The sequence below is a fragment of the Janthinobacterium sp. 1_2014MBL_MicDiv genome (assembly GCF_001865675.1).
Lineage (GTDB): Bacteria > Pseudomonadota > Gammaproteobacteria > Burkholderiales > Burkholderiaceae_D > Janthinobacterium.
The window spans coordinates 5,755,871-5,770,328 of record NZ_CP011319.1; the positions used below are offsets into that span (position 1 = coordinate 5,755,871).

A 14,458-nucleotide genomic window follows, 5' to 3' on the forward strand; every position below is an offset into this window, starting at 1 on the left:
TTTGCAGGCTTAAGAATTAAGCCAGGATTTTTGCAACAACGCCGGCGCCGACGGTACGACCGCCTTCACGGATAGCGAAGCGCAGACCTTCTTCCATCGCGATCGGGTTGATCAGCTTGACGGTGATCGACACGTTATCGCCTGGCATAACCATTTCTTTGTCTGCTGGCAACTCGATCGAACCAGTTACGTCCGTCGTGCGGAAGTAGAACTGTGGACGGTAGTTGTTGAAGAATGGCGTATGACGGCCGCCTTCGTCTTTCGACAGAACATAGATCTCGCCGGTGAAGTGAGCATGCGGCTTGATCGAACCTGGCTTGGCCAGAACTTGACCACGTTGCACGTCTTCACGCTTGGTGCCGCGCAGCAGCAGACCAACGTTGTCGCCTGCTTGACCTTGGTCCAGCAGTTTGCGGAACATTTCCACGCCGGTGCAAGTCGTTTTGACGGTATCGGTGATACCGACGATTTCGATCTCTTCGCCGACTTTAACAATGCCGCGCTCGATACGACCGGTAACCACGGTACCGCGACCCGAGATCGAGAACACGTCTTCCACTGGCATCAGGAACGCACCGTCAACAGCGCGCTCTGGCGTTGGGATGTAGGCATCCAGCGCATCGGCCAGACGCAGCACTGCGTCAACGCCCATTTCGCCTTCTTTGCCTTCCAGCGCCATACGTGCCGAACCTTTGATGATTGGCAGGTCGTCGCCTGGGAATTCGTACTTCGACAACAGCTCGCGCACTTCCATTTCAACCAGTTCCAGCAGCTCTGCGTCGTCGACCAGGTCGCACTTGTTCAGGAACACGATGATGTATGGAACGCCAACTTGGCGGGCCAGCAGGATGTGTTCGCGGGTCTGTGGCATTGGGCCGTCAGCTGCGGAGCACACCAGGATCGCGCCGTCCATCTGCGCGGCACCGGTAATCATGTTTTTGATGTAGTCGGCGTGGCCTGGGCAGTCAACGTGAGCGTAGTGACGCGTTTCCGTTTCGTACTCGACGTGGGCGGTGTTAATCGTGATACCGCGCGCTTTTTCTTCTGGAGCCGCATCGATCTGGTCGTATGCTTTAGCTTCGCCGCCGAATTTCTTCGACAGAACCGTTGCGATTGCAGCGGTCAGCGTGGTTTTACCGTGGTCGACGTGGCCGATGGTGCCGACGTTGACGTGCGGCTTGGTCCGTTCGAATTTACCTTTTGCCATTTTATTCTTCCTTAGAACAATGATTTAAATGTAGGGACCGGCATTCTCGTGAAAGCCGGCCCGGAACTTCTATTACTTAGCTTTCGAGCTTACGATTGCTTCAGTCACATGCTTAGGTGCTTCAGCATAGTGCTTGAATTCCATCGTGTAAGTCGCACGACCTTGGGTCGACGAACGCAACGACGTAGCGTAACCGAACATTTCCGACAGAGGTACTTCGGCCTTGATGATCTTGCCGCCACCGCCAGCAATTTCATCCATACCTTGCACCATGCCGCGACGCGACGACAGATCGCCCATCACGGTACCGGCGTAGTCTTCCGGCGTTTCCACTTCCACGGCCATCATCGGCTCCAGGATGACTGGCGATGCTTTGCGGCAGCCATCTTTGAATGCCATCGAAGCGGCCATGCGGAATGCATTTTCGTTCGAGTCAACATCATGGTACGAACCGAAGAACAGCGTGACTTTAACGTCAACGACTGGGTAGCCAGCCATCACGCCCGAAGTCAGCGTGTCGCGCACACCTTTTTCAACTGCAGGGATGTATTCGCGAGGAACGGTACCGCCCTTGATCGCGTCAACGAATTCGAAGCCCTTGCCCGGTTCTTGCGGTTCGATCTTCAGAACCACGTGACCGTATTGACCACGACCACCCGATTGCTTGACGAATTTGCCTTCCGACTCTTCGCACACTTTACGGATCGTTTCGCGGTAAGCCACTTGTGGCTTGCCGACGGTCGCTTCAACGTTGAATTCACGCTTCATACGATCGACGATGATGTCCAGATGCAACTCGCCCATACCGGCGATGATGGTCTGACCCGATTCTTCGTCGGTACGCACGCGGAACGATGGATCTTCTGCAGCCAGACGGTTCAGCGCCAGGCCCATTTTTTCCTGGTCGGCCTTGGTTTTTGGCTCGACTGCCTGCGAAATCACCGGCTCAGGGAAGACCATGCGCTCCAGAACGACGCTTGCCTTTTCGTCGCAAAGCGTATCGCCAGTGGTGGTGTCTTTCAGACCCACGACCGCAGCGATGTCGCCAGCGCGCATTTCCTTGATTTCTTCGCGTTCGTTCGCTTGCATCTGCACGATACGGCCGATACGCTCTTTCTTCTGCTTCACGGAGTTCAACACCGAGTCGCCCGAATTCAGGGTACCCGAGTAGCAACGGATGAAGCACAACTGACCCACGAACGGATCGGTTGCGATCTTGAACGCCAATGCCGAGAACTTCTCATTGTCGTCAGCTGCGCGCTCGACTGGCTGCTCGTCCTCGTCCAGACCTGGGACAGGTGGAATGTCGATTGGCGATGGCAGGTACTCAATGACCGCGTCCAACATTGCCTGTACGCCCTTGTTTTTAAAGGCGGTACCGCACAACATTGGAACAATTTCGCTGGCGATGGTACGCTGACGCAGGGCAGCCTTGATCTCGTCTTCCGACAGGTCGCCTTCTTCCAGGTACTTGTTCATCAGTTCTTCGGACGCTTCAGCAGCGGCCTCGACCATATTTTCGCGCCACTTGGCAGCTTCAGCCGCCAGGTTCGCTGGAATGTCGCCGTATTCAAACTTCATGCCTTGCGAAGCGTCGTCCCAGATGACCGCTTTCATCTTGACCAGATCGATAACACCGGTGAAGACGTCTTCAGCGCCGATAGGCATCTGAATAGGTACTGGGTTGGCTTTCAGACGCGAACGCATCTGATCGTAGACCTTGAAGAAGTTGGCGCCGGTACGGTCCATCTTGTTCACGAAGGCCAGACGTGGCACTTTGTACTTGTTAGCCTGACGCCATACCGTTTCCGATTGTGGCTGCACGCCGCCGACTGCACAGTAAACCATGCAAGCGCCATCCAACACGCGCATCGAACGCTCAACTTCAATGGTGAAGTCAACGTGGCCTGGGGTGTCGATGATGTTGATGTGGTGAGCTGGGAAGTTGTTTGCCATGCCTTTCCAGAAGCACGTAACAGCAGCCGAGGTAATCGTGATGCCGCGCTCTTGCTCCTGCGCCATCCAGTCGGTGGTAGCTGCGCCATCATGGACTTCGCCCAGCTTGTGGTTCACGCCGGTGTAGAACAGGACGCGCTCGGTAGTGGTCGTCTTACCTGCATCGATGTGAGCGGAGATACCGATATTACGATAGCGCTCAATGGGGGTCTTGCGGGCCATAATTAATCCTAAATGAATGGACAAAACCGAGCAGCATTTTTTTGCAAAAATGAGCCCGGCCTCGAACAACAGATGCTTGACAGCCGCCTTGCGGTAGCTGGCTTTATATTAGAAGCGGAAATGCGAGAACGCTTTGTTCGCTTCAGCCATACGATGGACTTCGTCGCGTTTTTTCATCGCGCCGCCGCGGCTTTCAGCCGCTTCCATCAGCTCACCGCCGAGGCGTTGTGGCATCGATTTTTCGCTGCGCTTGTTAGCAGCTTCACGCAACCAACGCATGGACAGAGCCATACGACGGACTGGGCGAACTTCGACCGGCACCTGGTAGTTTGCACCACCGACGCGACGGGATTTCACCTCAACCAATGGCTTGGCGTTGTTGATTGCGGTAGCAAAAACTTCGAGCGGATCTTTGCCCGATTTTGCTGCGATGTGCTCGAAAGCACCGTAGATGATGTTTTCTGCAACCGATTTTTTACCGGACAGCATCAGCACGTTTACAAATTTAGCGACATCAGTGTTGCCGAATTTTGGATCTGGCAAAATTTCGCGCTTGGGTACTTCACGACGACGTGGCATATCAATTCCTTTCAATCTTCAGTTGAGCGCGCGTTCTTCGCACACTCGCGGACGACCATCATAGTCCTCCACTTACTCGACCAGATGCGGTCGACTACATTCACTTAGCTAGTTGCCACTGAGCGAAACTTGGGTTTGCTGCGTACAACTTATTACTTCTTGCCTGCTTTAGCGCGCTTGGTACCGTACTTCGAACGCGATTGCTTACGGTCTTTAACGCCTTGGGTATCCAGGGCACCGCGAACCATGTGGTAACGCACACCCGGCAAATCCTTAACGCGACCGCCGCGCAGCAGCACAACACTATGCTCTTGCAGGTTATGGCCTTCACCGCCAATGTACGAAATGACTTCGAAACCATTGGTCAGACGAACTTTAGCGACTTTACGCAAAGCCGAGTTAGGCTTCTTTGGAGTCGTGGTGTAAACACGTGTGCAGACGCCACGCTTTTGCGGGCTGTTTTCCAGCGCCGGCGATTTGCTCTTCACGGTCAAAGCGACGCGTGGATTGCGAATCAATTGATTGATGGTTGGCATCGTTATAAATCCAACAAAAAAATACGATTAATAACCCGGGCAAGATGCCCGGCGACTAAAACCTCGTCCCGCTTCTATCTGCTGCGCACCGGAGGCACCCGCAGCCACTCGATAAGGAGCGGCCAAGAAATACCAAGTAACACGTAAACGATGTGCAGAATAAAATCGAGAACTCGCTAGTTTAGACCTTGTGTTACAGGGGGTCAATCAGTTTACGGCTTTTTGCTATAAAAAAAGGCAAAAAACGGCGCCGTTCGTGGCATTTTGGCTAATGATTTCCGTATTCTGCCGCATATCCCCGGCACGAAGAGATTGACTATTCGGCATTCTTTCCCTGCACCCAAGCATCTGACGAGGCCGCTCTTGTATGACCGCAAGATGACAAAAGGATTGATAATAGCGGACATTTTTTGCTGCCTTCCCTTATGCGCCCCTTGCTTCGCCCCGCCAACCTGTTCCTGCTCCTGAGCTATGCCTTGCTGACGGCCGTGCCCTTCATCCCGGTGCTGCTGGGCCGCCCGCTCGAGCATCCGTGGCAGATGCTCACGTTCGAGCTGCTGGCCTGGCTGGCCGTGTGGGGCGTGTTCAAGCGTCCCGCGTATTTCCACTGGCTGCTGCTGCCCGCCTTTCTCGCCCTGCCGACGGAAATCTACCTGTTCATCTTCTATGGCCAGGGCATTTCCACGCATCACCTGGGCATCATCGTCGAGACCAGTCCCAAGGAAGCGATGGAATTCCTCGGGCAAAAAGTGTGGCTGATGGGCGCCGTCATGCTGGGCGTGATCGCCTGGTGCGCCGTGAGCTGGTACGCGGCCACGCGCACGCGCGACCTCGACTGGCGCGGCAAGACGCGCCCGGTCGCCTGCCTGCTGCTGCTCGCGCTGGCCGCCTTCTGGGCCTATGGCCATGAATTCGGCTTCGACGCCAAGGTCCTGCACAGCGCCGCCGCGTCCGCCAAGGCCAGCCCGCCGGCGGCCAGCGGCAAGGCGGGCGCGTCCGGCTTCGGCGACGCCAGCGCCACGGACGACGAGACGGCCGAGGAAGACGAGGAAAGCAGCAAGCCCGAGAACGCCAGCATCGCCGGCGCCGACGAGACGGGTCTGGGCTGGCCCAGCCTGCCCCACTGGGCACGCCTGCCCTACACCTTTGACACCATCAGCAATTCCTGGCCCTTCGGCCTGATGGCGCGCGGCCTCGATTTTTACAAGGAACGCAAATACCTGGCCGAACTGGGGCAGAAAAGCAGCAGCTTCCGCTTCGGCGCGCACCAGCAAAACCCCGATCCCCATCCGGAAGTGGTGGTGATGGTGATCGGCGAATCGTCGCGCTATGACCGCTGGAGCCTGAACGGCTACGAACGCGACACCAATCCCCTGCTGAAACAGGAAAGCAACCTGGTGCCGCTGGCCGACGTCATCACGGCCGTTTCCGCCACGCGCCTGTCCGTGCCCGTCATCATCTCGCGCAAGCCGGCCACCCAGAGCCTCAAGGACGGGTTTTCGGAAAAATCCTTCCTGACGGCCTACAAGGAAGCCGGCTTCAAGACCTACTGGCTGTCGAACCAGATCTCGTTCGGCCAGTTCGACACGCCCGTCTCCGTGTTTGCCAAGGAAGCGGACGTGGTGCAGTTCCTGAACCTGGGCGGCTTTACCAACAGCTCGAACTTCGACCAGATCCTGTTCGACCCGTTCAAAAATGCGCTGGCCGACCCGGCGCCGAAAAAGCTCATCGTGCTGCACACCCTGGGCAGCCACTGGAACTACAGCCAGCGCTATCCCAAGCAATTCGACAAATGGCAACCCTCGCTGTTCGGCGTCGACAAGCCCGTCTACACGGATACGGCCATCAAGCCACAGCTGAACAACAGCTACGACAGCTCCATCCTGTACACGGACTGGTTCCTGTCCAGCGTGATCGGCATGCTGAAGGACGATGGCCAGCGCACCGCCCTGCGCAGCTCCCTCGTCTACGTGGCCGACCATGGCCAGACCCTGTACGACGGCACTTGCCGCCTGGCCTTCCACGGGCATAACACGCAGTTCGAATTCCACGTGCCCGCCTTCGTCTGGTACTCGCCGCAATTCCAGCAGCATTATCCGGACAAGGTGACGCAGCTGCGGCGCCATCAAAAGGCGCGGCTGTCGACGGAAAACATGTTCCACACCCTGCTCGACCTCGGCGACATCCGCTTTGCCGGCGAACAGCCCGAATGGAGCATCGCCAGCCCCCGCTTCAAGCAGCACAAGCGCTATGTCGACAGCTACGGCTGGACCAATTACGACAACGCCATCATCCGCGGCGACTGCCGCGAAGTGATCGACAAGAGCACGCCGGAAAAGCAGGACAAGTAGAGCGCCCCCGGCACGCCGGCGCCGGCAGGGACTCGGCGCCGCATCAACGCCTGCCGACGGCTGCAGGCGGACAGGCCTGGACGGCGCGGACACGGCGGACAGCCGGACAGCGGGAATTTTTTCCTTGCAAATCAATAGCTTGAATCTGGCATGGAACGTGCATACAGGATGTGCATTGTCCACGAAACGTCCGCCATGATCCGCGATACCTCCTCCCAAGACGCCGTGCTGTCCGCCCCGCCTGGCCAGCGCCACAAGCAACGCGCCCTGCTGCTGGGCGGCGCCGTCCTCGTCATCGGCGCCGCCGTCGCCGCCTTTTCCGGCTGGCGCGCCAGCGAGCATTCCGTCAATGCCAGCCGCCTGCGCATCGCCGACGTCACGCGCGGCACCCTGATCCGCGACGCCGCCGTCAGCGGCCGCGTCGTCGCCGCCATCAGCCCCACCCTGTATTCGACCACCGTGGCCACCGTCACCCTGAAGGCCAAGGCCGGCGACACGGTCAAAAAAGGCGACATCCTCGCCGTGCTGGAATCTCCGGACCTGTCGGACGCGCTGAAACGCGAGCAATCGAGCGTGCAGCAGCTGGAAGCGGAAGTGGCGCGCCAGCAGATCCTGGCCAAGAAACAGAAACTGCTGGCGCGGCGCGAAGCCGATACGGCCGAGATAGAACGCCTGTCCGCGCAGCGCACGCTGGAGCGCTATGAAAGCGTGGCGCAGGTGGGCATCATCGCCAAGATCGATTACCAGAAAGCCAAGGATGCCTTGAATTCCGCCGAGATCCGCAGCAAGCACGCCTCGCAGGCGGCCGGACTGGAAAGCGAGGACGTGACCCTGGCCCTGAAAACCAAGGCCAATGAACTGGAGCGCCAGCGCCTCGTCCGCGACAACGCCCAGCGCCGCGTCGATGAACTGACCGTGCGCGCGCCCGTCAACGGCTTCATCGGCACCCTGTCGGTGGCCAACCGCAGCGTGGTGCAGGCCAACACAGCCCTGATGACCCTGGTCGACCTGTCGCAGCTGGAAGTCGAGCTGGAAGTACCGGAAACGTATGTGGCCGATATCGGCCTGGGCATGAGCGCGGAAATCGAAACGGGCGCCATCCGTGCCACCGGCAAGCTGTCGGCCCTGTCGCCCGAAGTGGTGAAGAACCAGGTGCTGGCGCGCGTGCGCTTCAATGGCGCCCAGCCGGCCGGCCTGCGCCAGAACCAGCGCGTTTCGGCACGCCTGCTGATCGACGAACGGCCCAATGTGCTGATGCTGGCGCGCGGCTCCTTTGTCGAAGCCGAAGGCGGACGCTTTGCCTATGTCGTGCGCGACGGCGTCGCCATCCGCACACCGATCAAGCTGGGCGCCACCAGCGTCTCCGCCGTCGAAATTCTCGATGGCCTGAAGCTGGGCGACAAGGTAGTCGTCGCCGGCACGGAAAACTTCGCGAACGCGGCCCGCGTCTCGCTCAACTAACGCCATTCATCCAACCAGGAGCCCTCCATGCTGCGCATGCAAAACCTGAGCAAAGTCTACCGCACCCACATGATCGAGACGCACGCGCTGCGCGGCTTCGAAATCCACGTCCGCCAGGGCGAATTCGTCACGGTCACTGGGCCGTCCGGTTCCGGCAAGACGAGCTTCCTGAACATCGCCGGCCTGCTGGAAGAATTCACCGATGGCGAATACATCCTCGACGGCGTCAACGTGAAAGGCATGGACGACAATGCCCGTTCGCGCCTGCGCAATGAAAAGCTGGGCTTCATCTTCCAGGGTTTCAACCTGATTCCCGACCTGTCGCTGTTCGACAATGTCGACGTGCCGCTGCGCTACCGGGGCTTCAACAGCGCCGAACGCCGCGAACGCATCGAGGATGCGCTGGCCAAGGTGGGCCTGGCTTCGCGCATGAAACACTATCCGGCCGAGCTGTCGGGCGGACAGCAGCAGCGCGTGGCCATCGCGCGCGCGCTGGCCGGCTCGCCAAAACTGCTGCTGGCCGATGAACCGACGGGCAACCTCGATACGCAGATGGCGCGCGGCGTGATGGAACTGCTGGAAGACATCAACGCGCAAGGCACCACCATCCTGATGGTGACGCACGATCCCGAACTGGCGCTGCGTTCGCAACGCAACGTGCACATCATCGACGGCCAGGTGTCGGACCTGGTGCAGCATGGCGCCACGCTGTCGGCCAAGCCGCAGCACGCGACCGCCTAGGAGCCGCCATGTTCCAATACTATTTCAAGCTGGGCCTGCGCAACCTGCGCCGCAATCCCGCCCTGACGGCGCTGATGGTGCTGACCCTGGCCGTCGGCGTGGCCGCCAGCGTGGCCACCGTCACCATCCTGCATGCGATGTCGGGCGATCCGCTGCCGCACAAGAGCGACCGCCTGTTCGTGCCGATGATCGATGTGGTTCCCTTGAAAGGCTATACGCCGGGCACCAAACCCAGCTTCGGCCAGTCACAGCTCGCCTATACCGATGCGAAGAACTTCATGGCCAGCAAGATAGGCATCCGCCGCAGCGTCATGTACGGCGTGGCCGGTCCCGTGGAACCGGCACGCAGGGACCTCGGCGCCTTCCGGGCACAGGGCCTGGCCCCCACGCGCGACTTCTTTGCCATGTTTGAAGTGCCCTTCCTGTATGGCCAGCCATGGAGCGAGGCCGACGACGCCAGCGGCGCCGACGTCATCGTCCTGAGCCGCGCCCTGGCGGAAAAGCTGCTGGGCGCGGTCAATCCCGTGGGCCAGCGCGTGACGGTGCTGGGACGTCCCTATCTGGTCAGCGGCGTGCTCGCTCAGTGGGATCCCGTGCCGCGCGTGCACCGCATCATCGGCAGCAAGGGCGCCTTCGGCACGGAGGATGAATTCTTCATTCCCTTCGCCAGCGCCATCCGCCACGAAACGGGGCATGACGGCGGCATGGCCTGCAGCGGCGTCGAGCGCAGCCCCGGTTACCAGGGCATCCTGGCATCGGACTGCACCTGGCTGCAATTCTGGTTCGAAATGGCCAGCGCCGGCGAACGCAGCGACCTGCAGGCTTACCTCGACAGCTATGCGGCCGAGCAGCGCAAGCTGGGGCGCATGCCGCGCCACGCGCCCAACACGCTGTACAACGTCAGGCAGTGGCTCGATTTCCTCAACGTGGTCGACAACGACAACAAGCTGGCCGCCTGGCTGGCCTTCGGCTTCCTACTGCTATGCCTGGTCAACACCATCGGCCTGCTGCTGGCGAAGTTCTCCGTGCGGGCGGCGGAAGTGGGCATCCGCCGCGCACTGGGCGCCACGCGGCGCGACATCTTCCGCCAGTTCCTGATCGAGACGGGCGTCATCGGCCTGGCCGGCGGGGTACTGGGCCTGTTGCTGGCCTATGCGGCCCTGGCCGTGGTGAGTTCGCAGTCGAAAGAGCTGGGCACCGTGGCGCACCTGGATGTCCCGATGCTGCTGCTGACGTTTGCCGTTTCCGTACTGGCGGCCTTGCTGGCAGGGCTGTTGCCCACCTGGCGCGCCTGCCAGGTCACGCCGGCCATGCAGCTCAAATCCCAATGACACCCACCTTTTCACAATGAGGCCCCACATGGAAATCCGCCCCATCCTGTCGGCGCTGATGCGCAACAAGACCGGCGCCGTGCTCGTCGCGGTGCAAGTCGCCATCAGCCTGGCCATCCTGGCCAACGCCTTGTACATCGTCAACCTGCGCCAGGCCATCGCCGCCCGTCCCACCGGCGTGGCGGCCGAAAACGACATCTTCTATGTCAAAGTCCAGAGCATGGACAAAGGCAGCCCGCAGCACCAGATAGCCGAGCAGAAGCGCCAGGCCGCGATACTGCGCGCCCTGCCGGGCGCGGTCTCCGTGGCGCAAACCACGCAGGCGGTGCTGTCGCGTTCCGGCAGCAGCACCAACGTCGCGGCCAAACGCGGACAAGCCGAGGCCAGCGCCAGCACCTCGATGTACGTCACGCCCGATTCGCTCGTCAAGACATATGGATTGAAGCTGGTGGAAGGGCGCGATTTCCATGCCGACGAGGTCCCGGAAATCAATGAAGACGTCGATCAAAGCTTCCCCAAGGTGGTGATCGTGACGCGCGCCGCGGCGCAGAAGATCTGGCCCGGCGAAACCAGCTTTGTCGGCAAACCCCTGTTCAATGGCACCGGCGACGGCGACGACGAAATGCGCGTGGTCGGTGTGGTGGAACGGCTGCAGACGCAGGTCGGCCAGGTCACCGCCCAGGGTGAATTTTCCATCATCCTGCCGGCCCGCCTGACGGGCGGACGCGATGCGGTGCTGTACGCCGTGCGCGCCGAGCCAGGCCAGCGCGACCGCCTGATGAAGGAGGCGGAACAAGCAATCCGCACGTCCAGCAGCGAGCGCCTGCTGGTGCGCACGGATACCCTGGAACAGCACCGCAAATCACGTTATCTGGCCGACCGGGGTTTGTCCTGGATGCTCATCGCCGTCAGCACCCTGCTGCTGCTGGTGACGGCCAGCGGCATCGTCGGCATCGCCAGCCTGTGGGTCACGCAGCGGCGCAAGCAGATCGGCGTGCGGCGCGCGCTCGGTGCCCGCCGCATCGACATCCTGCGCTACTTCCTGACGGAGAACTTCATGATCACCAGCGTCGGCGTGGCGGCCGGCGTGGTGCTGGCCCTGGCGCTGAATCACCTGCTGGTCAGCCAGCTGGAAATGGCGCGCCTGCCGCTGCCCTACCTGCTGGCCGGCGCCAGCGTGTTCTGGCTGCTGGGCCTCGGCGCCGTGTATGGGCCGGCCTGGCGCGCGGCCAGCATTTCCCCGGCCACGGCCACGCGCAGCACATGACGATTTGCCCCTGCCCTGGCCGTCATGACAATGTTATGCTGCACGCATGCCTACCGTACTGATTATTGACGACAATGCCGCCGTGGCCATCGCGCTCGACGTGCTGTTCTCGCTGCACGAGATCGATGCCCTGCGCGCCGCCTCGCCCGAAGAGGGCCTGCAGATGCTGGCGCGGCACCCCATCGACCTGGTGGTGCAGGACATGAACTTCACGGCCGACACCACCTCGGGCGAGGAAGGCTGCGCGCTGTTCCACGCCATCCGCGCGCGCCACCCCGACCTGCCCGTGATCCTGCTGACGGCCTGGACGCAGCTCGATGCGGCCGTCGACCTGATCAAGTCCGGCGCGGCCGACTACCTGGCCAAGCCGTGGGACGACCGGCGCCTGATCGCCAGCGTGCAAAACCTGCTGGAGCTGGGACAGGCGAACCGCGCGCTGCGCTCGCGCGTGGTGGCGGAGCAGCGCCAGCGCCAAGCCCTGGAACACGATTTCGATTTGCGCGGCATGGTCTGGCAAGACGCGGCCACGGAACGGGTCGTGCACCTGGCGTGCCAGGTGGCGCGCGCCGACGTGCCCGTGCTCATTTCCGGACCCAACGGCAGCGGCAAGGAGCGCATCGCCGCCATCGTGCAAGCCAATTCGCACGTGGCCGACGGCCCCTTCGTCGTGCTCAATTGCGGCGCCGTGCCGGTGGACCTGATCGAGGCAGAACTGTTCGGCGCCGAGGCGGGCGCCTACACGGGCGCCACCCGCGCGCGCGACGGCAAGTTCGATGCGGCCGACGGCGGCACCCTGTTTCTCGACGAGATAGGCAACTTGCCGCTGGCCGGGCAAATGAAGCTGCTGCGCGTGCTGGAAACGGGCCGCTTCGAGCGGCTCGGTTCGAACCGCGAACGCCAGGTCAAGGTGCGGGTCATCAGCGCCAGCAATGCCGACCTGCCGGCCATGATACGCGCCGGCACCTTCCGCGAAGACCTGTTCTATCGCCTCAACGTGATCGAGCTGCGCCTGCCGCCGCTGGCGCAGCGCCCGGCCGACATCCTGGTCCTGGCGCGGCATTTCCTGGGCCCCGACAAGAGCCTCGATGCGCAGGCCCAGGCCACCCTGCTGGCGCACGGCTGGCCCGGCAATGTCCGTGAACTGAAGAATGTCATGCAGCGCGCCAGCCTGCTGACGGCCGGCCCCCTGATCCAGGCGCAGGAACTGGGTCTGCCGCCGGCCTCCTTGCCATCGCTGCGCGCCGCGCAGGATACGGCCGCCACGGAACCGGACCGCGACAGCGTCGTCGCCGCGCTGGCCCGCGCGCAGGGCGTGGTGGCGCAGGCGGCGCAGGAGCTGGGCCTGTCGCGCCAGGCGCTGTACCGGCGCATGGAACGCCTGGGCATCGCGCGCGCCTGATGCCGCCATCCCAGCCCATGCCGAAGCGTCCGGCCACGCTGCGCCTTTCGCTGCTGACGCGCTGGACGGCGCTGATCGGCACCCTGCTGACGGTGGGCGTCGGCCTCGCCCTGCTGCTCGCGCATTTTTTCCCGCAGCAGCCGTGGCTGGTGCTGGGACTGTCCCTGTCATGCGTGCTGCCGCTCGCCGTCATCACCATCCGCGCGCAGCTGCAGGCGATGCTGTCGCTGTTCCGCGCCTTGAGCGGCACGGTCGCCAGCTACCAGGACGGCGACTTCGCCTTCAGCCTGCGCTGGCCGCAAAACGATGAGCTGGCCGACCTGGTGGCGGCCCACAACGCCCTGGGCGACGTGCTGCGCAGGCAGCGCCTGGACCTGGTGCAGCGCGAACTGCTGCTCGACACCATGGTGCAAAACACGCCGGTGGCCATGCTGCTGGTGGCCGAGGGCAGCGCCATCGTCTACGCCAACCTGGCCGCGCGCCAGTTGCTGCACCAGGGGCGCCGGCTGGAAGGCCAGCATTTAGCCGACATCGTGCGGCAGGCGGCGCCGGCCCTGGCCGAGGCGCTGGCGCGCGCCAGCGATGGCCTGTTTACCAGCGGCGAGGGAGAACAGGAAGAGGTGTTCCACCTGGCGCGGCGCAGCTTCAGCTTGAACGGGCGCAAGCACGAACTGCTGCTGCTGCGCCAGCTCACCCTGGAACTGCGCCGCCAGGAAGTGCAGACCTGGAAGAAAGTCATCCGCGTCATCAGCCATGAATTGAACAACTCGCTGGCGCCACTGGCCTCGCTGGCCCATTCCGGTGCCGAGCTGGTACGCCGCGGGCAGACCGAGCGCCTGCCGCAAATCCTCGCCACGATCGAGGAGCGCACGCGCCACCTGGAAACCTTCATACTCGGCTACGCGCGCTTCGCCAAGCTGCCCACGCCGCGCCTTGCCCGTTGCGAATGGCAGCCGTTTCTCGACAGCCTGGCGTCGCAGATCGCCTTCACGCTCGACTGTCCGCCGCCCGCGCAGGCAGCCGTCTTCGATGCGGCGCAAATGCAGCAAGCACTGCTGAACCTGCTCAAGAATGCGCTCGAGTCGGGCTCCAGGGCGCAGCACATCGGCTTGCACGTGAGCCAGGCGCAAGGACAATTGCGCATCGAGGTGCGCGACCGCGGGCCCGGCATGAGCGGCGCCGTGCTGGAAAACGCGCTGGTGCCGTTTTACTCCACCAAGCGCAGCGGCACGGGACTCGGCCTGGCGCTGGCGCGAGAAATTGCCGAAGCGCATGGTGGCCGCATCGCCCTCGCCAACCGCGAAGGCGGCGGCCTCGCCGTCACCATGACACTGCCATTGCTTGAGGCAAATTAAATTCCAATGCAACAATTTATTGGCCACAAAACCCGCAGGTATTTTTTGTGCAA

At 62.0% G+C, this 14,458-nt stretch carries 11 protein-coding genes; 7 read left to right on the forward strand and 4 right to left on the reverse strand.

Features of this window, described 5'->3' with window-relative positions; translation table 11 throughout:
• Positions 1-16: 16 nt before the first annotated feature.
• From tuf to rpsL, 4 genes are all read right to left on the reverse strand, one after another.
• On the reverse strand, positions 17-1,207 hold the full coding sequence (gene tuf / locus YQ44_RS24975; protein WP_034753125.1) for an elongation factor Tu: 1,191 nt from the start codon (positions 1,205-1,207) through the stop codon (positions 17-19).
• A gap of 72 nt (positions 1,208-1,279) precedes the next feature.
• Positions 1,280-3,385 carry an elongation factor G gene (gene fusA, locus YQ44_RS24980; protein ID WP_071325671.1) on the reverse strand — a complete coding sequence of 702 codons (2,106 nt, stop codon included), beginning with the start codon at positions 3,383-3,385 and terminating at the stop codon, positions 1,280-1,282.
• Positions 3,386-3,493: 108 nt separating this feature from the next.
• Positions 3,494-3,964: a 30S ribosomal protein S7 gene (gene rpsG, locus YQ44_RS24985; protein WP_010394377.1), complete on the reverse strand. Its 471-nt coding sequence runs from the start codon at positions 3,962-3,964 to the stop codon at positions 3,494-3,496.
• Between the two features lie 152 nt (positions 3,965-4,116).
• A complete protein-coding gene (rpsL, locus tag YQ44_RS24990; protein ID WP_010394376.1) occupies positions 4,117-4,500 on the reverse strand; it encodes a 30S ribosomal protein S12 in 384 nt (127 codons plus the stop codon).
• A 425-nt stretch (positions 4,501-4,925) separates the two neighbouring features.
• On the opposite strand from rpsL, the gene YQ44_RS24995 reads away from it, so the two are divergent.
• The 7 genes from YQ44_RS24995 to YQ44_RS25025 all read left to right on the forward strand — a co-directional run bounded on the left by YQ44_RS24995 (position 4,926) and on the right by YQ44_RS25025 (position 14,405).
• Positions 4,926-6,851 (forward strand): phosphoethanolamine transferase, encoded by a 1,926-nt coding sequence (locus YQ44_RS24995; RefSeq protein ID WP_071325672.1) that lies wholly within the window; start codon positions 4,926-4,928, stop codon positions 6,849-6,851.
• 195 nt (positions 6,852-7,046) lie between these two features.
• Positions 7,047-8,312 (forward strand): efflux RND transporter periplasmic adaptor subunit, encoded by a 1,266-nt coding sequence (locus tag YQ44_RS25000; protein ID WP_071326747.1) that lies wholly within the window; start codon positions 7,047-7,049, stop codon positions 8,310-8,312.
• A gap of 27 nt (positions 8,313-8,339) precedes the next feature.
• Positions 8,340-9,053, forward strand: a complete 714-nt coding sequence (locus YQ44_RS25005; protein ID WP_071325673.1) for an ABC transporter ATP-binding protein — start codon at positions 8,340-8,342, stop codon at positions 9,051-9,053.
• Positions 9,054-9,061: 8 nt separating this feature from the next.
• The gene (locus YQ44_RS25010; RefSeq protein ID WP_071325674.1) at positions 9,062-10,384 is read left to right on the forward strand and encodes an ABC transporter permease; all 1,323 of its coding nucleotides are present in this window, start codon (positions 9,062-9,064) and stop codon (positions 10,382-10,384) included.
• 28 nt (positions 10,385-10,412) lie between these two features.
• Positions 10,413-11,651 (forward strand): ABC transporter permease, encoded by a 1,239-nt coding sequence (locus YQ44_RS25015; RefSeq protein ID WP_071325675.1) that lies wholly within the window; start codon positions 10,413-10,415, stop codon positions 11,649-11,651.
• 46 nt (positions 11,652-11,697) lie between these two features.
• Entirely contained in the window at positions 11,698-13,050 is a 1,353-nt protein-coding gene (locus tag YQ44_RS25020; RefSeq protein WP_071325676.1) for a sigma-54-dependent transcriptional regulator, read from the forward strand.
• Complete coding sequence (locus tag YQ44_RS25025) at positions 13,050-14,405, forward strand: sensor histidine kinase (protein ID WP_232250992.1); 1,356 nt, start codon at positions 13,050-13,052, stop codon at positions 14,403-14,405. Before YQ44_RS25020 ends, YQ44_RS25025 begins: the two co-directional genes overlap by 1 nt.
• Positions 14,406-14,458 lie beyond the last annotated feature (53 nt).